This window comes from Streptomyces sp. NPDC014733 (assembly GCF_043083385.1).
GTDB lineage: Bacteria > Actinomycetota > Actinomycetes > Streptomycetales > Streptomycetaceae > Streptomyces.
This window is the reverse complement of record NZ_JBIBYO010000002.1, coordinates 806,117-828,550: the sequence shown is the minus strand read 5'-3', so window position 1 is coordinate 828,550 and position 22,434 is coordinate 806,117. Positions and strand designations below refer to the sequence as shown.

General features: G+C 73.2%; 18 protein-coding genes and 1 tRNA gene. 9 read left to right on the top strand and 10 right to left on the bottom strand.

What is annotated here, in order from left to right; translation table 11 throughout:
* Positions 1–6 precede the first annotated feature (6 nt).
* From ACF1BH_RS08120 to ACF1BH_RS08105, 4 genes are read right to left on the bottom strand one after another with little or no spacing between them, the layout of a single operon-like run.
* A complete protein-coding gene (locus ACF1BH_RS08120) occupies positions 7–786 on the bottom strand; it encodes a CDP-alcohol phosphatidyltransferase family protein (RefSeq protein WP_391641577.1) in 780 nt (259 codons plus the stop codon).
* Positions 764–1,825 carry an iron-containing alcohol dehydrogenase family protein gene (locus ACF1BH_RS08115; RefSeq protein ID WP_030287802.1) on the bottom strand — a complete coding sequence of 354 codons (1,062 nt, stop codon included), beginning with the start codon at positions 1,823–1,825 and terminating at the stop codon, positions 764–766. Before ACF1BH_RS08115 ends, ACF1BH_RS08120 begins: the two co-directional genes overlap by 23 nt.
* Positions 1,813–2,550, bottom strand: a complete 738-nt coding sequence (locus tag ACF1BH_RS08110; protein WP_391641576.1) for a sugar phosphate nucleotidyltransferase — start codon at positions 2,548–2,550, stop codon at positions 1,813–1,815. The genes ACF1BH_RS08115 and ACF1BH_RS08110 overlap by 13 nt, the downstream gene beginning before the upstream one ends.
* Positions 2,547–4,217 (bottom strand): DUF5941 domain-containing protein, encoded by a 1,671-nt coding sequence (locus tag ACF1BH_RS08105; protein ID WP_391641627.1) that lies wholly within the window; start codon positions 4,215–4,217, stop codon positions 2,547–2,549. Before ACF1BH_RS08105 ends, ACF1BH_RS08110 begins: the two co-directional genes overlap by 4 nt.
* Between ACF1BH_RS08105 and ACF1BH_RS08100 the strand changes: the two genes are divergently transcribed.
* Positions 4,185–4,385: a hypothetical protein gene (locus ACF1BH_RS08100; RefSeq protein ID WP_391641575.1), complete on the top strand. Its 201-nt coding sequence runs from the start codon at positions 4,185–4,187 to the stop codon at positions 4,383–4,385. The two genes, ACF1BH_RS08105 and ACF1BH_RS08100, sit on opposite strands and share 33 nt — an antisense overlap.
* A 501-nt stretch (positions 4,386–4,886) precedes the next feature.
* Positions 4,887–5,498 (top strand): isopentenyl-diphosphate Delta-isomerase, encoded by a 612-nt coding sequence (idi, locus tag ACF1BH_RS08095; RefSeq protein ID WP_391641574.1) that lies wholly within the window; start codon positions 4,887–4,889, stop codon positions 5,496–5,498.
* On the opposite strand, the gene ACF1BH_RS08090 is transcribed toward idi, so the two are convergent.
* The 4 genes from ACF1BH_RS08090 to ACF1BH_RS08075 form a co-directional block, all read right to left on the bottom strand.
* On the bottom strand, positions 5,431–5,985 hold the full coding sequence (locus ACF1BH_RS08090) for an ATP-binding protein (protein ID WP_391641573.1): 555 nt from the start codon (positions 5,983–5,985) through the stop codon (positions 5,431–5,433). The two genes, idi and ACF1BH_RS08090, sit on opposite strands and share 68 nt — an antisense overlap.
* A 94-nt stretch (positions 5,986–6,079) precedes the next feature.
* Positions 6,080–6,781, bottom strand: coding sequence for an HdeD family acid-resistance protein (locus ACF1BH_RS08085; protein ID WP_391641572.1), 702 nt, complete (start codon positions 6,779–6,781; stop codon positions 6,080–6,082).
* A 129-nt stretch (positions 6,782–6,910) separates the two neighbouring features.
* A tRNA-Met gene (locus tag ACF1BH_RS08080) sits at positions 6,911–6,984 on the bottom strand.
* Between the two features lie 71 nt (positions 6,985–7,055).
* On the bottom strand, positions 7,056–8,699 hold the full coding sequence (locus tag ACF1BH_RS08075) for an ABC-F family ATP-binding cassette domain-containing protein (RefSeq protein ID WP_391641571.1): 1,644 nt from the start codon (positions 8,697–8,699) through the stop codon (positions 7,056–7,058).
* Between the two features lie 53 nt (positions 8,700–8,752).
* Here ACF1BH_RS08075 and ACF1BH_RS08070 point away from each other — a divergent pair, with 53 nt between their 5' ends.
* The 3 genes from ACF1BH_RS08070 to ACF1BH_RS08060 all read left to right on the top strand — a co-directional run bounded on the left by ACF1BH_RS08070 (position 8,753) and on the right by ACF1BH_RS08060 (position 13,237).
* Positions 8,753–9,520, top strand: a complete 768-nt coding sequence (locus tag ACF1BH_RS08070) for an enoyl-CoA hydratase/isomerase family protein (RefSeq protein ID WP_391641570.1) — start codon at positions 8,753–8,755, stop codon at positions 9,518–9,520.
* 244 nt (positions 9,521–9,764) lie between these two features.
* Positions 9,765–10,634 (top strand): hypothetical protein, encoded by an 870-nt coding sequence (locus ACF1BH_RS08065; protein WP_391641569.1) that lies wholly within the window; start codon positions 9,765–9,767, stop codon positions 10,632–10,634.
* Positions 10,635–10,831: 197 nt separating this feature from the next.
* Complete coding sequence (locus ACF1BH_RS08060; RefSeq protein WP_391641626.1) at positions 10,832–13,237, top strand: Tex family protein; 2,406 nt, start codon at positions 10,832–10,834, stop codon at positions 13,235–13,237.
* A 143-nt stretch (positions 13,238–13,380) separates the two neighbouring features.
* Here the strand turns inward: ACF1BH_RS08060 and ACF1BH_RS08055 are convergent, their stop codons facing one another.
* Entirely contained in the window at positions 13,381–15,429 is a 2,049-nt protein-coding gene (locus tag ACF1BH_RS08055) for an FUSC family protein (RefSeq protein ID WP_391641568.1), read from the bottom strand.
* Between the two features lie 217 nt (positions 15,430–15,646).
* On the opposite strand from ACF1BH_RS08055, the gene ACF1BH_RS08050 reads away from it, so the two are divergent.
* The 3 genes from ACF1BH_RS08050 to sph all read left to right on the top strand — a co-directional run bounded on the left by ACF1BH_RS08050 (position 15,647) and on the right by sph (position 19,481).
* Entirely contained in the window at positions 15,647–16,642 is a 996-nt protein-coding gene (locus tag ACF1BH_RS08050; RefSeq protein WP_391641567.1) for an FAD-dependent oxidoreductase, read from the top strand.
* 190 nt (positions 16,643–16,832) lie between these two features.
* On the top strand, positions 16,833–18,323 hold the full coding sequence (locus ACF1BH_RS08045) for a M1 family metallopeptidase (RefSeq protein ID WP_391641566.1): 1,491 nt from the start codon (positions 16,833–16,835) through the stop codon (positions 18,321–18,323).
* Positions 18,324–18,503: 180 nt separating this feature from the next.
* Entirely contained in the window at positions 18,504–19,481 is a 978-nt protein-coding gene (gene sph / locus ACF1BH_RS08040) for a sphingomyelin phosphodiesterase (protein WP_391641565.1), read from the top strand.
* 186 nt (positions 19,482–19,667) lie between these two features.
* Here sph and ACF1BH_RS08035 read toward each other — a convergent pair whose 3' ends face one another.
* Positions 19,668–21,134, bottom strand: a complete 1,467-nt coding sequence (locus ACF1BH_RS08035) for an amino acid permease (protein ID WP_391641564.1) — start codon at positions 21,132–21,134, stop codon at positions 19,668–19,670.
* A gap of 361 nt (positions 21,135–21,495) precedes the next feature.
* Here ACF1BH_RS08035 and ACF1BH_RS08030 point away from each other — a divergent pair, with 361 nt between their 5' ends.
* Positions 21,496–22,242, top strand: a complete 747-nt coding sequence (locus ACF1BH_RS08030) for a MerR family transcriptional regulator (RefSeq protein WP_391641563.1) — start codon at positions 21,496–21,498, stop codon at positions 22,240–22,242.
* The last annotated feature ends 192 nt before the right edge of the window (positions 22,243–22,434 follow it).

Below are 22,434 nucleotides of genomic sequence, written 5' to 3'. Positions count from 1 at the left end.
TCTTCGTCACTTGAGCCTGCTGGAAGCGAGGATGGACACGAGATGGAGCACGGTCTGGAGCAGCGCGATACCGGCGAGCACCGCGACGCCGAGCCGCGAGAAGAACAGATCGCCCCGGACGGAGTCCACGATCGCGAGGGCCAGGATCAGCAGGGACGCCTCGACGCCGAGGACCAGCCGGTGGAACTTGAGGGCCGCGGCGGCCTTGCGGGCCAGTGCCATGCCGGAGGAGCGCGGTTCGGACGCCGCCTCCTTGACCGGCGGCAGACCCTGCTGGTGCCGTGCCACGCCGACGAGGTCCGTCTCCGCCTTGATCAGGATCGCGCCGAGGGCGGCGAGGGTGCCGAGGAAGGCCCACAGCCAGTCGATGCGGCCGGTGCCCCACAGGTCGGCGGCGCGCAGGCCGAAGCCGACCAGGACCGCGGCGTCGCACAGATAGGCGGCGACACGGTCCAGGTAGACCCCGGACATCGAGTACTGCTTCTTCCAGCGGGCGATCTCACCGTCGACGCAGTCGAACAGCAGATACAGCTGGACCATCACCACGCCGAGCACGGCGCCCCAGATCCCCGGCACCAGCAGGGCCGGGGCGGCGAGGGCGCCGGCGACGGTCATCACGTAGGTCAGCTGGTTGGGCGTGACCTTCGTGTTCACCAGGTGCCGGTCGATGCGGAGGGAGACCTCGCGCATGTAGAGCCGGCCGGCCCAGTGCTCGCCGCTCCGCCGGTCCTTCACGCCCGGAGGGTGAACGACCGGCCGGAGCTCAGCTACGGATGGTTTTGGCATAGTCGGCGTATGCGTCCCTGATCTCGTCGGTGGACAGGTCCAGGTGTTCCAGGATGGTGTACCGGCCCGGCCGGGTCTTCGGGGCGAACTCGACGACCTGGACGAACTCCTCGTCCGTGAAGCCGATCTCGCCCGGCGTGACCGGCAGGCCGTGCCGCTGGAGCGCCTCGACCATCAGCGCGGACGTCTCCGCGTCGCCGCGCAGGTGGGTGGCGAAGGCGGCGCCGAGGCCGCACTGTTCGCCGTGGCTCGCCGCCCGCTTGGGGAAGAGGATGTCGAAGCCGTGGTTGATCTCGTGGCAGGCACCCGAGGCCGGCCGGCTGTCGCCCGCGACGGACATCGAGATGCCGGTGAGGACGAGGCCCTCGGCCAGCACCTGGAGGAAGTTGTCGTCGCCGACACCGCCGGGGTGGCGCAGCACGGCCTCGCCGGCCTGGCGCGCCATCGCGGCGGCCAGCCCGTCTATCGCCTCGCCGTTCTCCTGGTGGGCCAGCTCCCAGTCCGCGACCGCGGAGATGTTGGAGATGGCGTCACCGATGCCGGAGCGGACGAAGCGGACGGGCGCCTCGCGGATGATGTCGAGGTCGATGACGACGGCGATCGGGTTCGGCACCCCGTAGGAGCCGCGGCCCGCGTCGTTGTCGAGCGTGGCGACCGGCGAGCAGAGGCCGTCGTGCGACAGGTTCGTCGCGACGGCGACCAGCGGCAGGCCGATCCGCGCCGCGGCGTACTTCGCGCAGTCGATGATCTTGCCGCCGCCGAGGCCCACGACGGCGTCGTAGTGCCCCTTCTTCATGGCGTCGCCAAGCTTGATCGCGTCGTCGAGCGTGCCGCCGCCGACCTCGTACCAGTCCGCGCCGGGCAGCGCGGGGGACAGCCGCTCCCGCAGCCGGGCGCCCGAACCGCCGGAGATGGCGATCGCGAGCTTCCCGGATGCGGAGATGCGCTGATCGGCCAGGAGGCCCGCCAGGTCGTCCAGGGCGCCGGCGTTGATGTCGACGACGACCGGGGACGGAATGAGGCGGGTCAGTACTGGCATGCGATCTCACGGCCCTTCGCGAGGTCGTCGTGGTTGTCGATCTCGACCCACTTGACGTCGCCGATGGGGGCCACGTCGACCTGGAAGCCGCGGTTGACCAGCTCCTGGTAGCCGTCCTCGTAGTAGAGGTCGGGGTCCCGCTCGAAGGTGGTCTTGAGGGCGTCGGCCAGCTCGTCGGCGGCGGAGCCCTCGATGAGGGTGACGCCGATGTACTCGCCGGTCGCCTCGGCCGGGTCCATCAGCTTGGTGATCTTCTGGACGCCCTTGGCCGGGTCGGTGACGACCTTCATCTCCTCGTCGGCCAGCTGCTTGACGGTGTCCAGCGCGAGGATGATCTTCTGGCCGTTGCCGCGGGCGGCGAGCAGCGTCTTCTCGACGGAGACCGGGTGCACGGTGTCGCCGTTGGCGAGGATCACGTCGTGCTTGATGGCGTCACGGCCGCACCACAGGGAGTAGGCGTTGTTCCACTCCTCGGCCTTGTCGTTGTCGATCAGCGTCAGCTTGAGACCGTACTTCGCCTCCAGGGCGGCCTGGCGCTCGTAGACGGCTTCCTTCTTGTAGCCGACGATGATCGCGACCTCGGTCAGGCCGATCTCGGCGAAGTTGCCGAGCGTCAGGTCCAGGATGGTCGTGTCCCCATCAACCGGCACCAGAGCCTTGGGCAGGGTGTCGGTGTAGGGGCGCAGACGCCGTCCGGCGCCGGCGGCCAGCACGAGGCCGATCATGCGGGTTCTCCTTCATCGTGTACGGCGGGTGCGCCGGTCTTCGCGGCACGCACCCAGAAGCGGATGCTCTCGACGAGCACCAGCAGACCCAGCACGCCGGCGAGGACCGCGAGCGCGAGGGGGAAATCGGAGGGGGACAGCGCAGCGGCGAGGACGGTGACCACGAGAATCCGCCCCTCGCTGCCACCGGCGGCCCGCACCAGCCACCGCGGCGGCGCGCCGCTGCCGCCACGGATGCGGTAGACCGCGTCGTAGTGATGGTAGGCGACCGCCGCGACCAGCCCGAACGCCGCGGGCAGCGCGCCGTGCGCGCCGCTGCGGGCGGCGAGCACGAGGATCGTGACGTACTCGGCGACGCGCAGGAACGGCGGCACCAGCCAGTCCAGGGCGCCCTTGAGCGGACGGGCCACGGCGGCGCCGGTGAGCAGCGCGGCGCAGCAGGCCAGGCCGACGGTGAGCCAGGAGGCCGGGTGGTCCGCGAAGACCACCGCGACCAGCAGGACGGCGGCGGCGAGGAAGGCCATGGCCGGGGCGAGGAACGAGCCGGTGCGGCCGCGGCCGCGCATGGGGCGGGCGATCAGCTCGGCGACGGCGCCGGTATCGGCGAGGTCGGCCAGCGCACGGGCGGCGCGGTCGGTGCGCCGGGCCCGGCGGGTCAGCGAGCGCAGTACGCGTCCGGCGGTGGTGTAGCAGGCGGCCAGCGCGCAGCCGATGAGCAGGACGGAGAAGACGATGCGGGGCGTGGTGCAGGCGGTGAGCACGGCGATCAGCGCCCAGCGCTCACCGATCGGCAGCACGATCATCCGGCGCGCCCAGACCGTCCAGCCGACGCCGTCGAGCCGGTCGGAGAGGGCGGCGGTGGGGCTGGTGTTGGCCGTCGCGTCGTGGTTGGCCTCGTTGAACGAGAAGTCCACGACGTGCCGGCAGGTCTGGAGGATCATCGCGCCGAGCGCCAGCGCCCAGACGTCATCGCCGCCGCGGGCCGCGCCCAGCGCGAGACCGGCGTAGTAGGCGTACTCCTTGGCCCGGTCGAAGGTGGCGTCGAGCCAGGCGCCCATCGTCGAGTACTGCAGGGAGTAGCGGGCGAGCTGCCCGTCGGTGCAGTCGAGGACGAAGGAGAGGAGCAGCAGGACGCCGGCGGCGACGAAACCGCCGCGGGTGCCGGTGGCCGCGCAGCCCGCCGCGATCAGCGCGGTGAGCAGCGAGGCGGTGGTGACCTGGTTCGGGGTCAGACCGCGCCGGGCGCACCAGCGGGCGAGGTAGCGGGAGTACGGGCTGATGCAGTGCGTGGTGAAGAACCCGTCGCGGGACTTGACCGCGCTGCGCAGCCGGACCGCTTCCTCGTCGACCGCGGCGACGGCCTCCCGGGCCTCCTCGCGGGTGGCCGGGGTGAGCGGGACGGCGGCGACCAGGGTGCCGGGCTCGATGCGCTGGAGGCCGACGTCGGCGCGGTCCAGGGCGTCGGTCAGGGTGCCGGTGAGCACGTCGGTGAGGTGGGCGCTCCCGGCGCCGACCGGGATCCGGGCGGCGGCATGCTCCAGCGCGGCGCGGGCCGCGGGCTGCGCGGTGAGCGCGCCCTCGACGGCGGCGGCCGGGAAGCGGGGGTCGGTGAGCGCGAGGCGCAGGGTGTGCCGGTGGCCGACGAATCGGGGGTCCACGACGGCGATCCGCTCATGGGCGGGGACCGCGGCGATCAGCTCGGCCGCGGACGCGGGGTCCTGCGCCGTACGGATGTCGAAGCCCAGCGCGCGCAGATCGCCTTCGAGCGGCGACCCGGCGACCGGCGGACCGGTGAGGATGGCGGTCGACAGACGAACTCACTCCTTGAAAGCTGACAAGGCCGCGCCGTCCGGTCCGCATTCGGCACGGACTACCCGGGCAGTGGGCGCGGCACACCTCGCCCCGTGGGGCCGGTGGCACATCGGCAGAGGCTATCGGATGCGGGTTGAGGCCGTTCACCGCGGATTCACCGCACGATCGGGTGACCGACGGCTGCGCCTGCCGCGATCATCATGGTGGATCGGGCGGTGCCGGAACAACTGGCGCCCGGGGCGGCGGCACGATTCGGCGCCGGTTATGCGGGGGCTGGTCACGGGTGGTGCGGGTTGATCCGTGACGCGTCCGGCACTCCCGGGCCGATGCGCAGCTGCGCTGGTCACAGGCGTACGCCTGGCGCCGGCCGGGGCGCGCGGGCTGTGGACCTTCTCACGGGCCGGACGGAGCCGGACGACGCGCCGGGCGGCGCGGCACCCGGCACACCACCGCGCGGCGCCTGAACCGTGCCCGGCACCACGGTGGGGCAGACTTGGCGTCGAAGACCGACGACAAGGATGGGCATGCCGATCACACCTGCCAACGGACAGACCGCCGAGCACGCGGCGGTGAACGCGCCGGACGGTGCCGCCGGGCCGATCATGCTGGAGCTGGTCGACGAGGACGGCGCGACGATCGGCACCGCGGAGAAGCTCGCCGCCCATCAGGCCCCCGGTCAGCTGCACCGCGCGTTCTCGGTCTTCCTCTTCGACGAGCAGGGCCGGCTGCTGCTGCAGCGCCGGGCGCTGGAGAAGTACCACTCCCCCGGCGTGTGGTCCAACACCTGCTGCGGCCATCCGTACCCGGGCGAGCAGCCGTTCGCGGCGGCCGCGCGCCGCACGGCGGAGGAGCTGGGGCTGGCGCCGTCGCTGCTGGCCGAGGCGGGCACGGTGCGTTACAACCACCCGGACCCGGACTCCGGGCTGGTGGAGCAGGAGTACAACCACCTCTTCGTCGGTCTGGTGCGCCAGACGCCGGCGCCGGATCCGGCCGAGATCGGCGAGATCGCGTTCGTGACGCCGCAGGAGCTGGAGAAGCGGCACGCCGAGGATCCGTTCTCGGCGTGGTTCATGACCGTGCTGGATGCGGCGCGTCCGGCGGTGCGGGAGCTGACGGGCTCAGCGGCGGGCTGGTAGGCGGCGCGGCGGCCGGCCGGGCCGCCAGCGGGAACTCCACCCAGATGATCTTGCCGCCGCCGGGGGCCGGGGCGACGCCGCAGGCGCCCCCGGCCTCCGCGGTGACGGTCTTGACCAGCCACAGCCCCCGGCCGCCGAGGTCACCCGCGCCGGCTTCGAGCGCTTTCGGGCAGGAGGGGTGCAGGTCCGCGACGGCGAGGCGCAGCCGTCCGTGGCCGAGGTCGAGGTGGACCGCGACCTCCGCGGAGAAGCGGGCGGCGTGCCGGACGGCGTTGGTGACGAGTTCGGAGACGATCAGCAGCAGACCGTCGAGGGCGGCCGGGGCGAGGGGCACCCGCCCTTCGGTGAGCAGGTCCCGGACGGCGTGCCGGGTCCGGGGTACCGATGCCGTTTCGAGCGGTGCGGTGAAGCGCCAGGTGCCGTGGGAGGCGGGCGGCGCGGTCAGTTCCTCGGGGGATTCGGCGGGTGGTCCGGGAGGGGTCCTCACAGGTCGAGTGTGGGGACAGGGGCCGGTCCGGTCCGGCCTACTGAACGTAAGTCAGCATCAATCGACGCTTCCCGACCGATTCGGCGAGTTTTCCTTACTCGGATGACCGGTCCTGTCGCTTCTGCTTCTTCGTCAGGGAACTCCAGGGCGCGGTGGACGATCGTTCCGAGCCATTCGTGACGCCGTACCCCGCCGCTCCCGGCCCGCGGCGGCCCTCCTCGACCATGCCGACGATCCGGCGGCCGCCGAACCCCATCGCGAAGAGGCCGAGCCCGTCGAAGAGCAGCGCGAGGGAGATGAAGATGCCCAGCACATAGCGGCTGCTGTGCGGCCAGTCGGTGAGCACCAGGATGCCCAGCAGGAGGTCGAAGGCGCCCTGCACCAGCGTCCAGCCGAACTGCGGCCCTCGTACCACCACCCCGCCGACCAGCCGGAAGACGCCGCCGGTGAGGAAGAGCAACGCGGCGAACATGGTCAGCGCCGCCGCGGCCACATCGGGCCGGACGATCACCACGACACCGGCGGCGAGGTTCAGCGCCGCGACGATGACCGCCAGCCACACGAAGTTCGTCCCCCGCGACTGGAGGGCGTGCAGCAGCCCCACCGCGCCGCCGACCAGCAGCAGCCAGCCGAAGAGCAGCATCGAGGTGAGGGTGGCGACCCCGGCGTACACCAGACCCACCGCGCCCGCGACGACGAGGACGATGCCGAGCGCCATCAGCCGGCCGAAGCCGCGGCCCAGCTCGTCGGTGTGCCGCTGCTCGGGCGTACGGTCACGAGCGGATCTGCGGGTCATGGCCGCCTCCTCGAAATGCCTGATTCGTCCGTGTATACCGCGTTTCGGCGGAGGAGGCAGTGCGAACGGGCGACGACATACGGAAACGACGGAGGCCCGGTGCCATGAGCACCGGGCCTCCGTCATGAGTAGCGGGGACAGGATTTGAACCTGCGACCTCTGGGTTATGAGCCCAGCGAGCTACCGAGCTGCTCCACCCCGCGTCGGTTCGTCCCACCATACGGGCCGCCCGGCGCAGGGCCAAATCGGCGACCGGGGCCGCCCGGCCGCCGCGTCACACCGCCCGGTCGGTGACCGTCCCGGCGTCGACCTCGATCCGGCGGGTGGTGTGCACCGCGTCCAGCATCCGCCGGTCGTGCGTGACCAGCAGCAGCGTGCCGCCGTACGAGGCGAGCGCGGACTCCAGCTGCTCGATGGCCGGCAGGTCGAGGTGGTTGGTCGGCTCGTCCAGGACGAGGAGGTTGACGCCGCGGCCCTGGAGGAGGGCGAGGGCGGCGCGGGTCCGCTCCCCCGGCGACAGGGTGTCCGCCGGGCGCAGCACATGCGCCGCCTTCAACCCGAACTTCGCCAGCAGCGTCCGTACGTCGGCGGGGGCCATCTCCGGGACGGCGGCGCGGAAGGCGTCCATCAGCGGGGCATCGCCGAGGAAGAGGCCGCGTGCCTGGTCGACCTCGCCGACCACCACACCGGGGCCCAGCGCCGCCGCGCCCGCGGTCAGCGGCAGGCGGCCGAGGAGCGCGGCGAGCAGCGTCGACTTGCCGGAGCCGTTGGGGCCGGTGATCGCGACCCGGTCGCCCCAGTCGATCTGGAGGTCCACCGGGCCGAAGCGGAAGGTGCCGCGCTGCGCCTCGGCGCCGCGCAGGGTGGCGACGACGGCTCCGGCGCGGGGCGCGGCGGCGATCTCCATCCGCAGCTCCCACTCCTTGCGCGGCTCCTCGACGACGTCGAGCCGGTCGATCAGGCGCTGGGTCTGCTTCGCCTTGGCCGCCTGCTTCTCGGTGGCCTCCACCCGGCCCTTGCGGGCGATCTTGTCGTTGTCGGGAGCCTTGCGGCGGGCGTTGCGGACGCCCTTCGCCATCCAGTTGCGCTGGGTGTGCGCCCGGGTCTCCAGGGACGCCTTGGTCTCGGCGTACTCCTCGTACTCCTCACGGGCGTGGCGCCGGGCCCGCTCGCGCTCCTCCAGATACGAGGTGTAGCCGCCGCCGTAGGTGTTGACCTGCTGCTGGGCGAGGTCCAGTTCGACGACGGAGGTGACGGTGCGGGTCAGGAACTCGCGGTCGTGGCTGACCAGGACCGTGCCGGCGCGGAGACCGGAGACGAACTCCTCCAGGCGGCGCAGTCCGTCGAGGTCGAGGTCGTTGGTCGGCTCGTCGAGGAGGAAGACGTCGTAGCGGGAGAGGAGGAGCGAGGCGAGGGAGGCGCGGGCGGCCTGGCCGCCGGAGAGGGCGGTCATCGGGTGGTCGAGGCCGGTGGCCAGGCCCAGCTGGGCGCAGGTCTCCTCGGCGCGTTCGTCGAGGTCGGCGGCGCCGAGGGCGAGCCAGCGCTCCAGCGCGGTGGCGTACGCGTCGTCGGCGCCGGGGCGTTCGTCGACCAGCGCCTGGGTGGTGGCGTCGAGGTCGGCCTGGGCGCGGGCGACGCCGGTGCGGCGGGCGAGGAAGGCGCGGACCGACTCGCCGGGGCGCCGGTCGGGCTCCTGCGGGAGGTGGCCGACGGTGGCGGTGGGCGGGCTGAGGGCGAGTGTGCCCTGCTCCGGGGTGTCCAGACCGGCGAGCAGGCGCAGCAGCGTCGACTTGCCCGCGCCGTTGGCGCCCACGAGTCCGATCACCTCGCCGGGGGCGACGACCAGATCGAGGCCGGAGAAGAGGACGCGCTCACCGTGGCCGGCGGTGAGGTCTTTGGCGACGAGAGTGGCTGACATCAGACCGTCGATCGTAGCGGCCCGGCGACCGGCGGTCGCTCTAATATCCGGGCATGGAACCGGGCCTGGACACGCATGTCAGCGACGGCACAGCGACCGTCGTCCTCAGCAATCCCGCCAAGCGCAACGCGATGACGCCGCGGATGTGGCGGGAGCTGCCCCCGCTGCTGGCGCGGCTGGCCGCGGACGGCGCGGTGCGGTCACTGGTGCTGACCGGCGCGGGCGGGACGTTCTGTGCCGGTGCGGACATCGCCTCGCTGCGTGAGCACGCGGGCGAGGCGCAGCGGCTGGCGGTCGCGGCGGAGGAGGCGGTGGCGGCGTTCCCCCGGCCGACGCTGGCGGCGATACGGGGGCACTGCGTGGGCGGCGGCGCGCAGTTGGCGGCCGCCTGCGATCTGCGGTTCGCCGAGGAGGGCGCGGTGTTCGGGGTGACGCCTGCCAAGCTGGGCGTGGTCTATCCGGCGTCGGCCACCCGGCGGCTGGTGCGGCTGGTGGGCCTTTCGGCCGCCAAGTACCTGCTGTTCTCGGGTGAGTTGATCGACGGGGCGCGGGCCCTGCGGACCGGTCTGGTCGACGAGGTGTGCCCGGCGGGCGGGCTGGCGGCGCGGGTCGCGGAGTTCACCGCGGTGCTGGCGAGCCGGTCGCCGATGACGCAGGCGGCGGCGAAGGAGCTGGCCGACGGCGCCTGGGACGTCCCGCCGGAGGAGGCCGTCCGCCGGGCCGCGCACTGGGCGGCCCGGGCGCGGGCGAACGGTGACACGGCGGAGGGCGCCGCGGCTTTCCTGGAGCGGCGGAAGCCGCGGTTCGGGCCGGTGGGCTGAGCGGCCCCGCCGGGCGGTCCGTCCGCGGAGCACGCGAGCGGGCCGTCCGGCCGGGGCGGACCACGGAACGGACGCCGGGCCACCGAGCGGGCGCCGGGCACCGTTCGGCGGCGCGGAGCGCCTCGCCCGGTCAGGCCCGCAGAGCCCCGTGGCCGTGCGCCCCACATGGCCGGTGGCGCCCGCCCCGCGCGCCTCTCCACCACCGCCCTTTCCGCCATACCAACGGGTCGGTAACCTGCCGGGCATGACCTCTGCGACCACACCGGACCCGCGCGCCGGACGGCACTGCCACAACGTCGTCAACCCGTTCCACTCGACGCACTACTTCTCCCCCGACCTCGGCGACGAGCTGGCGAAGCTCGGGGTCGAGGACCGCAGCGCCGGGTACTTCGCCATCCGCTCCGCCGCCATGGGAGCGGTCGGCCCCGGCACGGTCACCGCGACGTTCTACAACTTCAGCCACGCCCTGGTCGCCCGGCACGTCCCCGCCGTCTGGGACACCGTCACCCCCGAGGCCGCCCTGGCGGCGCGGCTGCGGGCGGCCGACCGTACGCTGCGGCGGCTGCTCGGCGAGGAGACGCTGGCGTCTCCGGAGATGGCCGAGGCCGCGAAGCTGGCGCTGCGCGCCGCCGAGGCGGGCGGCCGCAGCGCCCGGCCGCTGTTCGCCGCCCACGCCGATCTGCCGGTGCCGGACGCCCCGCACCTGGCGTACTGGCACGCCGCGACGCTGCTGCGCGAACACCGCGGCGACTCCCACCTGATCGCGCTGCTCGACGCCGAACTGGACGGCCTGGAGGCGCTGGTCACCCACAACGCCGGCGGCCGCGGCATGAGCTATCTGGGCATCATGCGCACCCGCGGCTGGTCCGCTGAGGAGTGGTCCGCGGCGCAGGAGCGGCTGCGCGGGCGGGGACTGCTGGACGCCGACGGCGAGTTGACCGAGGCCGGGATACGGCTGCGCAAGGAGCTGGAGGACACCACCGACCGGCTGGACCGGGCGCCGTACGCGCACCTCGGCGCCGAGGGCGTGGCGCGGCTCACCGCGCTCGGCGGGGCGTTCACCCAGGCCGCGATGGCGGCGGGCGCGTTCCCCGCGGAGCTGTTCGGCCGGTGAGCCCCGGTGAGCCACTGCCCCGGGCCCACGCCCGTCCGCCGTTCCCGTACGGGGGCTCCGGGCGGGCGTGCGCCTTCTCACAACCCGGCGCTCCCGGCCGGGTGGTGCGACACCGCGACCGCCGAACCTGCACAATGCAGGCTCAAGCGAGCGCTGGAAGGCGGGTCTGGTTCAACGTGACGGCATCCACCGAGGTCATGGTGTCCATCGAAGCGAGGATCGCCGGGGAGCTCGGCGTCAAGGAGCGGCAGGTGAGCGCCGCGGTCGCGCTGCTGGACGGCGGCTCGACGGTCCCGTTCATCGCGCGCTACCGCAAGGAAGCCACCGAGATGCTCGACGACGCGCAGCTGCGCGCGCTGGAGGAGCGGCTGCGCTATCTGCGGGAGCTGGAGGAGCGGCGCACCGCGATCCTGGAATCCGTCCGCTCCCAGGGCAAGCTGGACGAGGCGCTGGAGGCGCGGATCCGGGGCGCGGAGTCCAAGGCGCGCCTGGAGGACATCTACCTCCCGTACAAGCCCAAGCGGCGGACGAAGGCGCAGATCGCGCGGGAGGCGGGGCTGGAGCCGCTCGCCGACGGGCTGCTGACGGACCCGTCGGTTGCGCCGCAGGCCGCCGCGGCGGCGTTCGTCTCCTCCGACAAGGGCGTCGCCGACCCCGCGGCGGCGCTGGAGGGCGCGCGGGCGATCCTCACCGAGCGGTTCAGCGAGGACGCGGACCTCATCGGTGAGCTGCGGGAACGGATGTGGTCGCGCGGCCGGGTCGGTGCGAAGGTGCGCGAGGGCAAGGAGGAGGCGGGCGCGAAGTTCGCCGACTACTTCGACTTCGCGGAGCCGTTCACCGAGCTGCCCTCGCACCGGGTGCTGGCGATGCTCCGCGGCGAGAAGGAGGAGATCCTCGACCTCGCGCTGGAGCCGGACACGGAGCCCGTCGAGGGCCGTACGTCGTACGAGCAGGCCATCGCCGCGAAGTTCGGCATCGCCGACCGCGGGCGGCCGGCCGACGGCTGGCTGCTGGACACCGTCCGCTGGGCCTGGCGCACCCGCGTCCTGGTCCACCTCGGCATCGATCTGCGGCTGCGGCTGCGGCAGGCGGCCGAGGACGAGGCGGTCCGGGTCTTCGCCTCCAACCTGCGCGATCTGCTGCTGGCGGCGCCCGCCGGGACGCGCGCGACGATGGGCCTCGACCCCGGTTTCCGTACCGGGGTGAAGGTGGCCGTGGTGGACGCGACCGGCAAGGTCGCCGCGACGGAGACGATCTACCCGCATGTGCCGCAGCAGAAGTGGGACGCGTCGCTGGCCACGCTGGCGCGGCTGGCGAAGGAGCACGGTGTCGAGCTGATCGCGATCGGCAACGGCACCGCCTCCCGCGAGACGGACAAGCTGGCCGCCGACCTGATCGCCGCGCAGCCGGAGCTGAAGCTGACGAAGGTGATGGTCTCCGAGGCGGGCGCGTCGGTGTACTCCGCCTCGGCGTTCGCCTCGCAGGAGCTGCCGGGGATGGATGTGTCGCTGCGCGGCGCGGTCTCGATCGCCCGGCGTCTCCAGGACCCGCTGGCCGAACTCGTCAAGATCGACCCGAAGTCGATCGGCGTCGGCCAGTACCAGCACGACCTGTCCGAGGTGAAGCTGTCGCGGTCGCTGGACGCGGTGGTCGAGGACTGTGTGAACGGCGTCGGCGTGGACGTCAACACCGCCTCCGCGCCGCTGCTCTCGCGGGTCTCCGGCATCAGCTCGGGCCTGGCCGAGAACATCGTGGCGCACCGCGACGCCAACGGCCCGTTCCGCTCCCGCAAGGCGCTCAAGGACGTGTCGCGGCTCGGCCCGAAGGCGTACGAGCAGTGCGCCGGCTTCCTGCGGATCCGCGGCGGCGACGACCCGCTGGACGCCTCCAGCGTGCACCCGGAGGCGTACCCGGTGGTGCGCCGGATGGCCTCCGCGGCGGGCGGCGCGGTGGGCACGCTGATCGGCAACACCACGGTGCTGCGGTCGCTGCGGCCGGCCGATTTCGTCGACGACTCGTTCGGTCTGCCGACCGTCGGCGACATCCTGCAGGAGCTGGAGAAGCCGGGCCGCGACCCGCGTCCGGAGTTCCGGACCGCGACGTTCAAGGACGGTGTGGAGAAGATCGGTGACCTCACGCCGGGGATGATCCTGGAGGGCGTGGTCACCAACGTCGCCGCGTTCGGCGCGTTCGTGGACGTCGGTGTCCACCAGGACGGTCTGGTGCATGTCTCCGCGCTGTCGAAGACGTTCGTCAAGGACCCGCGTGAGGTGGTCAAGCCCGGCGACATCGTGCGGGTCAAGGTCCTCGACGTCGACATCCCGCGCAAGCGGATCTCGCTGACCCTGCGGCTGGACGACGAGCCCGGGCGCGACGGGCGGACCGCGGGTGAGCGGCGCGGCGGCGGGGAGCGGCGCGACGGTCAGCGGCCGGACGGCCGGCGCTCCGGCGGGCGCGGCGGCGCGCCCCGGTCGGGCGGCGGGCGCGGCGGCGACCGCCGGGGCGGCCAGGGCCCCGCGCCCGCCAACGACGCGATGGCCGACGCGCTGCGCCGGGCCGGTCTGCTCGGCGGTGGCGGCGAGGGCGGCGGCAAGCGGCGCTGAGCCGGGCCGGGGCCACGGCCCCGGCGCACGGGAGCGGGGCTTCGCGGGGTTTCCCGCGGGGCACCGCTCCGCGTCGTGGCACCCGCGTACGGGGCCCGCTCCGCGGGGCACCGTCACGCCGGGTCCCGGCCGTGCGGCGCCGCTCAGAGCGCGCCCGTGTGGCCCCGCATCCGTTCCAGTTCGGCCGCGACGTCGGTGAGCGTGGCGCAGTCGGGGACGGGCGCGACCGGGCGGTCGGTCAGGTGCGGCAGCCGGTGGCCGGGCTCGGCCAGGGCGCCGGCCATCGCGGACAGCGCCTCGCCGAGCCGGGCCGCCTCCTCGGGGCTGGGACGCCGCGCCCCGTGGTCGATCCGGATCGCGGCGGCGGTCGCGGCGTCGACGATGCGTTCGGCGGCGGCGAGGATCGCGGGCCAGTCCGGGGTGCGGTCGCGGGCGGCGAGGAGTTCGGCGGCGGCGGTCTCGGCCGCCGTCCGGGCCTGGCCCAGGGCCCGGTAGGCGTGGCGGCGCAGCGCCAGCCGCTCGGCGGTGCTCCCGGCGCCGGGCCCGGCCGCCAGGACGTGCCGCAGATACGCCTCCGTGGCGCGCAGCGCCGCCACCGCGCGCTGCGCGATCCGGCGGCGCGGATCGGCCAGCCGCGGCAGATGCCCGACGACGAGGACGATGCCGCAGGCGATGGCGGTGTCCGCGATCCGCTCCCCCGCCGCCTGCGGGTCGCCGCCCACCCAGACGAACGCCAGCACCATGAAGGTGATCGCCGAGGTCTGGAGCGCGAAGTGGCGGGTGGCGAACGGCAGCACCGCGCCCCCGATCCCGGCGGCCAGCGCCGGCCACCAGGAGCCGGGCAGCACCGCGCTGCCCAGCGCGAAGACCAGGACGCCCGCGACGGTCCCGGCGAACCGGTTGACGGTCCGCGAGAACAGCGGGCCCAGATCGGGCTTGACCAGGAAGGTGGCGGTGGCCGGGAGCCAGTACCAGTGCACGGGGTGGAGCAGCAGCGCGACCGCCGTGCTGGCACCGATGCAGACGGCGACGCGCAGCCCGTAGTCCCGGGCCGCGGGGCCCAGCAGATCGCGGCCCCGCCGGGTACGCCGGTCCAGGAAGCCGCGGACCCGGCCGGGCAGAGCGCGCCACCGTCCCGCCGCGCGCGGGGACTCCGGGGCGGGCGGGCCGGCCGGCTCCGCGGGCCCGGGCGGCGCGGGGACCGTACCCGGCTCCGCCCCGTACGCCGCCGACGGCTCGGCGCGGGCGAAGACGACGGCCGCGGCCAGCAACGCGCGGTCGAAGGCGCCGCGGGCGGCCGAGCTGTTCGCGGGGGCGGAGAGGCGGCCGGGGGCCTGGCCGGTGCGGAGCGCGGCGGCGAACCGGCGGGGGCTCTCCGCGACCGCGGCGGGCAGCGGCCGGCCCTCCCACAGGAGCGCCACGCTCGCCTCACAGAGCGCGGCCGCCGCGGCGAACCGCTCGGCCAGCAGCGCCTCTTCGGTGCGGACCGCGCGGCGCAGCAGCCGGTCGGTGAGGCGGCGCAGCCGCAGCGCCTCGTCGGCCCGGTCCAGGGCCGATGTCAGGCGGCGGCGGGCCGGTTCCGCGCCCTCGCCGCCGACCGCGGCGAGCGCGTCGGCCAGCGCGTCGAAGACGGCGGCGACGGCGGCCCGCTCCCCGCCGAGCGGCCCCCCGGGCGGCCGCGGCGAGCGCAGCACCAGCCGCAACAGCAGCAGCCAGGCACACCCGGCGAGGACGTAGAGGCTCTTCGCCCAGGGTGAGCCGGGCAGCGGCATACCCGCGCCGAGGACGGCGGTGGCCAGCATCTGCACCCCGGCGGTCGAGCGGACCGGTCCGGCCACGCTCGCTGCGCCGGAGACGAAGGCGACGGCGCAGAGCGCGGGCACCGTCCACCACCCGGCGTGCGCGGACTGCAACGAGGCGCCGATCAGCGTGCCGAGGCCGCAGGCGAGGGCGGGCAGCCCGATGTGGACCATGCCGGTGCGCCGGGTGCCGGGCCGGTCGTTGACCCCGGCCATCATCGAACCGAGCCCGGTCAGGACGCCGGGCGCGGGATGGCCGGTGGCGATCCCGGCGCCGAGCAGCGGGCCCGCGCAGAGCGCGCCGCGGACGACGGCGGGCCACGGCACGGGCAGACGCTGCCAGCGGAACGGGTGGGCGAGCCAGACGGGAACGGCCCGCGGGGCGCGGGGCATGTGCCTCCTCAGTCGACGGATGACGAACACGATCCGAGGGGCGACATCGGCCGACGGTGCTGCTCTCCAGCCTAAGGTCTGCCCCGGACCTGCGACGTTCCCCCACCGCGCGCCGCCGTGCCGGGCGTCGTCCCGGCGCCCGGTCACCCGCTCGCGTAGGCCGTCCGTGGGCGGGCCCGCTCTCGCCCGTTCGAACGGCAGCCGATAGCGTCCAGACATGACGAGCGAGGCGAACGACATTCTGGTGATCGGTGGCGGTGTCATCGGTCTGACCTCGGCCATCACGCTGGCGGAGGGCGGGTACCGGGTGCGGCTGGTGAGCCGGGATCCGGCCGCCGACTCCACCTCCGCGGTGGCCGGCGGGCTGTGCTGGCCCTACCGCATCCGGCCCCACGCCCCGGCGGCGCGGTGGTCGCTGCGCGGCTTCGAGGTACTGGCACAGCTCGCCGAGCGGCCGCGGGAGACCGGGGCGCGGATGGTGGCCGGGACGATGACGGAGCCCGCGGCCCCCGGCGGACCGGACGCCGACGCCGATCCGTTCGCCGCCTGGTACTCCGCGGTGCCCGGTCTGCGCCGGGCCCGCCCCGACGAGGTGCCGGAGGGCCACACCGGCTGGCGGGCGCGGACCCCGCTGGTCGACATGCCGACGCATCTGCACTACCTGGAGCAGCGGTTGCGCGCCGCGGGCGGTGTGGTGGAGCGCGCCACGTTCACCTCACTCGCCGAGGCGGGCCAGGAGGCCGCGGTGGTGGTGAACTGCTCCGGCCTCGGCGCCCGCGAGCTGGTGCCGGACCCGCAGGTCCACCCGGTGCAGGGCCAGTTGGTCGTGGTGGCCGACCCGGGCATCGAGGAGTGGTACGTCTCCGCCGCCCCGGGCGCCACGGACACCACGTACGTCCTGCCGCAGCCCTACGGCGTGGTGGTCGGCGGCACCGCCCACGAGCACGCCTGGTCGACGGAGCCGGATCCGGCGGTGGCCGAGGCGATCGTGGCGCGCGCCGCCCACCGTTTCCCCGCGCTGGCCGGCGCCGAGATCCTGGCGCACCGGGTGGGCCTGCGCCCCGCCCGCGCCGCGGTCCGCCTGGAGGGCGAACGGCTGCCCGGCGGCGCCTGGTGCGTGCACAACTACGGCCACGGCGGCGCGGGCGTCACCGTGGCCTGGGGCTGCGCCGACGAGGTCGGACGGCTGGTGCGGGAGGCGCCGGTCGCGTGACGGGGGTGGCGTGGGCGCCGGGTCCGGCCCGGCGGTCACGCGGCGCACCGGGATCCGGGACCGCCCGACGGCACCGCCGCACCGCGCCCGTATGTCGTTCCTGTGTCATCTGAGGCCATGGACATGACGAGGGACAGGGGCGTACATAGGGTCGGAACGGTTCCACCACCCCTACGAGTTGGAGGACTCGGTGCGTCACAGACTCCTCGTCCCGGGCGCGGCCGCGCTCAGTCTGCTGCTGGCGATCCCGGCATCGGCGGCGAGCTTCACCCCCGGCGCGCCCGGTGCGGGCGACTCCTACTACCCGGAGAGCGGGAACGGCGGCTACGACGTCTCCCACTACGACCTGCGCCTGAAGTACCAGCCGAAGACGGACCTCCTGGAGGGCACGGCGACGTTGCTGGCCAAGACCACCCAGGACCTGTCCCGCTTCAACCTCGACTTCGCCCTGAAGGTCAGCGAGGTCCGCGTGGACGGCAAGAAGGCGGCGTTCACCACCTCGGGCGCCCATGAGCTGGAGATCACCCCGGCGGCACCGCTGGAACGCGGCAAGCAGATCAGCGTCGTGGTGCGGTACGCGGGCAAGCCCTCCGAGGTGAAGATCGACGGCTGGACCGCGTGGGCCCGTACGCCCGACGGCGGCGTGGCGGCGCAGGAGCCGGATTCCGCCGTGTGGTGGTACCCGAGCAACGACCACCCCACCGACAAGGCGACGTACGACATCTCCGTCTCGGTGCCGGACGGCACCCAGGCGATCAGCAACGGCGTGCTGGCCTCGCAGACCTCCAAGCTCGGCTGGACGCGCTACAACTGGCGCTCCGACAAGCCGCAGGCCACGTATCTGACGACGCTCGCCATCGGCAAGTTCGACATCACCACCGGCACCACCGAGGGCGGCGTGCCCGTCATCAACGCCGTCAGCAAGGACCTCGGCGCGAACGAGGGCGCCGCCCGCGCCAGCATCGAGCGCACCGCCGAGATCACCGGCTGGCTGGAGTCGGTCTACGGCCGCTACCCCTTCAACGCCGTCGGCGGCTACGTCCCGAATGTCCCGGCCGGATACGCGCTGGAGACCCAGACCCGCCCGTTCTACGGGAAGAAGGCGTTCGACCGCGGCGCCAACGTCTCCGTCGTCGTCCACGAGCTGGCGCACCAGTGGTACGGCGACAGCGTCTCGCTGAAGGACTGGAAGGACATCTGGATCAACGAGGGCTTCGCGGCGTACGCGCAGTGGCTCTGGTCCGAGAAGGAGGGCGAGGGCACCGCGCAGGAGCTGGCCGACTACGTCTACGACCAGCACCCGGCCGACGACCCGTTCTGGACCGTGAAGCCCGGCGACCCGGGCCCGGACAACCAGTTCGACGACGCCGTCTACGACCGCGGTGCGGTGGCCCTCCAGGCGCTCCGCAACAAGCTCGGCGACAAGGTCTTCTTCGGTCTGCTCAAATCGTGGCCGCAGGAGCACGCGTACGGCAACGCCTCCGTCGCCGACTTCGTGTCCTTCGCCGAGAAGAAGTCCGGCAAGCCGCTCGCGGACTTCTTCGACACCTGGCTGTTCCAGCAGTCCAAGCCGTCGGCGGGCGCGGCCCGGCAGGCCCTCGGCGCCCGCGGCGCGACCCCGGCGCCGCGCCCCGCGTCGTGGCCGAAGATCGCGGCCGCGCACGCCGCCCACCAGGGCTGAGCGCGGACGGCACGACAGGGGCCGGGGGCGCGCGGTGGTCGCGCCCCCGGCCCCGCCCCCCCGCGGGACGGGTCCGTCGCCGTCGGGGAACCCCGTGCACACCCAACGGTTACCAAGAGGTAACCGCGGCTGGTTGGATGGGCGGCTCCGGGTCATGTCCCCATCCCCCAGGGAGATTCCGTGTCGTACCTCTCGCCGCGCGTCCGCCGGTCCGCCGTGATCACCGCGGCGCTGACCGCCGCCGCCCTCGCCGCCACCGCACCCGGCGCCTCGGCCGCGGCGGCGCCCCCGCGCCTGAAGGTCCTCACGTACAACACGTTCCTGATGAGCAAGACGCTCTACCCCAACTGGGGCCAGGACCACCGCGCCCAGGCGATACCCGACGCGGACTTCTTCCGGGGCAACGACGTCGTGGTCCTGGAGGAGGCGTTCGACAACTCCTCCTCGGACGCCCTCAAGTCCCGGGCCGCCGCGGAGTATCCGTACCAGACCCCGGTGGTCGGCCGCACCAAGGACGGCTGGGACGCCACCGGCGGCGCCTACTCCGCGGTGACTCCGGAGGACGGCGGGGTGACGCTGCTGAGCAAGTGGCCCGTGCTCCGCAAGGAGCAGTACGTATACAAGGACGCCTGCGGCTCGGACGCCCTCTCCAACAAGGGCTTCGTCTACGCCGTCCTGGACGTGAACGGCACGAAAGTGCACGTGGTGGGCACCCACACCCAGTCGACGGACTCCGGCTGCAAGGCGGGCGAGGCGGCCGCGGACCGCGCCTCCCAGCTGACGGAGATGGACGCGTTCCTGGACGCCAAGAAGATCCCCGCCGACGAAGAGGTGATGGTCGCCGGCGACTTCAACATCGACTCCCGCTCCCCCGAGTACGACGCCCTCCTCACCAACGCGGACCTGGCACCCGCCGACAGCCGCACCGGCCACCCGTACTCCTTCGACACCCAGGAGAACTCGATCGCCAAGGACCGCTATCCGAACGACCCCCGCGAGGACCTGGACTACGTCCTCCACCGCAACGGCCACGCCCGACCGGCCGGCTGGAACAACACGGTCGTCAAGGAGGAGTCGGCCCCCTGGACCGTCTCCAGCTGGGGCACGCAGTACACGTACACCAACCTCTCCGACCACTATCCGCTGATCGGCGGCTGAGGCGGGGCCGGGCGCGGGCGAGTACGTCCACGTCCCGGCCCGCCGGCCGGTCCCGGGGAGGGAGAGAAGGCGCCTCCCCCCCGGGTCAGCCCTGCCCCGGAGCCTTGCGCTCCCACCACCGCCCGTCGCGGCCCGCCTGGCCTGAAGCAGGGCCACCGCGGCGCCCACGCGGGCTGCGGGGCCGTGCTACTTCGCCGTCTCGGCGTCCCGCTCCGCGGCGATGCGGCCGACCCGGCCGCGGACCGCGAACCAGCCGCCGGTCAGCGCCAGCGCGAGGACCGGGATCAGCATCACGGTCTGCCGGCCGACGCCGTCGTCGAACCACATCAGCACGATGACGCCGAGCAGGAACGCGATGGTCACCAGGTCCGTGACGGGCGTGCCGGGGAGCCGGAAGCGGGGCCGCTGGACCACGCCCTCCTTGGCGCGGCGCACGAAGACCATGTGGCAGACCATGATCGTGCACCAGGTGCTGATGATGCCGAGCGCCGCGATGTTCAGCACGATCTCGAACGCCTTGCCCGGGACGACGTAGTTCAGCACCACGCCGAGCACACAGACGGCGGAGGTGAGCATGATGCCGCCGAACGGGACCTGGTTGCGGTTCATGAGCCCGGCGAACTTCGGCGCGGAGCCCGCCATGGACATGGAGCGCAGGATGCGGCCGGTCGAGTAGAGGCCGGAGTTGAGGCTGGACATCGCGGCGGTGAGCACGACGAGGTTCATCACATCGCCGGCGGCCGGGACGCCGACGTTGGAGAGCACGGTCACGAAGGGGCTCTCCCCGCCGACGTACTTGTTCCACGGCAGCAGCAGCGTCAGCAGCAGCACCGAGCCGACGTAGAAGACGCCCACCCGCCACATGATCGAGTTGACCGCCTTGGGGACGATCTTCTCGGGCTCGCTGGTCTCACCGGCGGTGACGCCGACCAGCTCGACGGCGGAGTACGCGAAGACGACGCCCTGCAACACGATCACCACGGGCAGCAGACCGGTCGGGAAGAAGCCGCCGTTGTCGGAGAGGAGATGCAGGCCCGGGGTGTGGCCGCCCACCGGGTGCTGGGTGGCCAGCAGGAAGATGCCGATGAACATGAACACGACCAGCGCCGCGACCTTGATGATCGCGAACCAGAATTCCAGCTCACCGAAGATTTTGACCGAGATGAGGTTGACGGTGAGCACCACGGCGAGGGCGATCAACGCCATCACCCACTGCGGAATGTCGGTGAAAAGACTCCAGTAGTGGGTGTAGAGGGCGATCGCGGTGATGTCGGCGATACCGGTCGTGGACCAGTTGACGACATACATCCAGCCGGCGACGTAGGCACCCTTCTCGCCAAGGAATTCCCGGGCGTACGAGACGAACGAGCCGGACGACGGGCGGTGCACGACCAGCTCGCCGAGGGCACGGACGACGAAGAAGGCGAAGAGGCCGCAGACCGCGTAGGCGATGGCCAGCGCCGGTCCGGCGGAGTGGAGGCGACCGCCCGCGCCGAGGAAGAGCCCCGTTCCGATGGCCCCGCCGATGGCGATCATGTTGATGTGGCGGCTCTTGAGGCCCTTGCTGTATCCGGCATCCCCCGCGTCCTGCCGTCCGCCGCCGCCCCCACCCGGCGACTGCGGTACTTCTTCCGTAGTGGTCTCTGTACTCACTGGTGGTTCAACTCGCTTTCAGGCAGGCGCCGGGAACCGTGGCCGAATCCCACGGCTCGCACGAATGGCCGATGGCACACCTTCCCCGAACCCGGACCCCTCGTCTGTGGTGCAGATCACAGGGGTTATCAGCCAATCTGAAGTTCGGCCCGTTTGCCCACTGTTGCCCCCGCCGGGACATTTTGAAATCGCTGATCCGTACGCACTCGGATGAATTCCCGGCGATCTTCACGGGAAATGACGACGGACGGGCGCATCGCTCCCGAAACCACACCGAAGAGGCCGCGCGCGGCGCCGCGCGGATTCCGATGAGACGTTCGCGAGGTTTCACACTATTGGTGAGACAGCAATACTGTTCCGCATGGAAGAGTCCGCCACGGAGGCCGGAACCGAGCCCGGCACCGCCCTGACCGTCGACGAACTGGCCGCCCGCGCCGGCGTCACCGTCCGTACGATCCGCTTCTACGGCACCCGGGGACTGCTGCCGCCGCCGGAGATCGGCCCCCGCCGCGTCGGCCGCTACGGCCCCGGCCATCTCTCACGGCTGGCGCTGATCGAGGAGCTGCAGCACCAGGGCATGACGCTCTCCGCCATCGAGCGCTATCTGGAGCAGCTGCCGCCCGATCTGAGCGCCCAGGACCTGGCCATTCACCGGGCGCTGGTGGCGAGCTGGATCCCGGACACGGCGGAGGACACCACCCGTGAACAGCTGGAGCGCCGGGTAGGCCGGGAGCTGACCGAGGACGATCTGGACCGGCTGGCGGCGATGAGTGTGCTGGTCCGCACCGACACCCCGGACGTCTTCCAGGTCGATCCCGGGCTGCTGCATCTGGGCGTCCGGCTGCTGGACGTGCCGATCGCGCTGGAGACGATCCTGGCGGCGCGCACCGTCGTGCTGGAGCACTCCCGGTCGGCGGCGCGGGAACTGAGCCGGCTCTTCAAGGACGAGGTCTGGGAGCCGTACCGGGAGGCCGGCCCGGACGCCGAGGACGTCGCCCGGATCAAGTCCCTCTCCGCCCATATGCAGCCGTTGGTGGTGCAGGCGCTGGTCACCGCGTTCCAGCGCTCGATGAAGGAGGAACTGCGAGAGGCTTTCCAGGAGGGGTAGGTAGGCCGTTCGGAGGGTGGCGCGGCTCCCTTGGGGCCCAGGGCGGCCGTGGGGGCTCGGGGCGGCCGGGCTGTCGGGGCTCTGGGGGGCTCTCGGGGGCGAGCGGGGCTCGGGGTGGCCGGGGGGGGGCAGGTGGACGCGGGGCTTCCCGGCAGGCCGGGCTGTCGGGGCTCGGGGGCTGACCTGGTGCTT

Excerpts from the sequence above, each read along its gene's own strand:
- ACF1BH_RS08115 (WP_030287802.1), bottom strand. The coding sequence starts at position 1,825 with ATGCCAGTACTGACCCGCCTCATTCCGTCCCCGGTCGTCGTCGACATC.
- ACF1BH_RS08085 (WP_391641572.1), bottom strand. The coding sequence starts at position 6,781 with ATGACCCGCAGATCCGCTCGTGACCGTACGCCCGAGCAGCGGCACACC.
- ACF1BH_RS08030 (WP_391641563.1), top strand. The coding sequence starts at position 21,496 with ATGGAAGAGTCCGCCACGGAGGCCGGAACCGAGCCCGGCACCGCCCTG.
- ACF1BH_RS08060 (WP_391641626.1), top strand. The coding sequence starts at position 10,832 with ATGGTGTCCATCGAAGCGAGGATCGCCGGGGAGCTCGGCGTCAAGGAG.
- ACF1BH_RS08120 (WP_391641577.1), bottom strand. The coding sequence starts at position 786 with ATGCCAAAACCATCCGTAGCTGAGCTCCGGCCGGTCGTTCACCCTCCG.
- ACF1BH_RS08075 (WP_391641571.1), bottom strand. The coding sequence starts at position 8,699 with ATGTCAGCCACTCTCGTCGCCAAAGACCTCACCGCCGGCCACGGTGAG.
- ACF1BH_RS08110 (WP_391641576.1), bottom strand. The coding sequence starts at position 2,550 with ATGATCGGCCTCGTGCTGGCCGCCGGCGCCGGACGGCGTCTGCGCCCC.
- idi (WP_391641574.1), top strand. The coding sequence starts at position 4,887 with ATGCCGATCACACCTGCCAACGGACAGACCGCCGAGCACGCGGCGGTG.
- ACF1BH_RS08055 (WP_391641568.1), bottom strand. The coding sequence starts at position 15,429 with ATGCCCCGCGCCCCGCGGGCCGTTCCCGTCTGGCTCGCCCACCCGTTC.
- ACF1BH_RS08050 (WP_391641567.1), top strand. The coding sequence starts at position 15,647 with ATGACGAGCGAGGCGAACGACATTCTGGTGATCGGTGGCGGTGTCATC.
- ACF1BH_RS08070 (WP_391641570.1), top strand. The coding sequence starts at position 8,753 with ATGGAACCGGGCCTGGACACGCATGTCAGCGACGGCACAGCGACCGTC.
- ACF1BH_RS08065 (WP_391641569.1), top strand. The coding sequence starts at position 9,765 with ATGACCTCTGCGACCACACCGGACCCGCGCGCCGGACGGCACTGCCAC.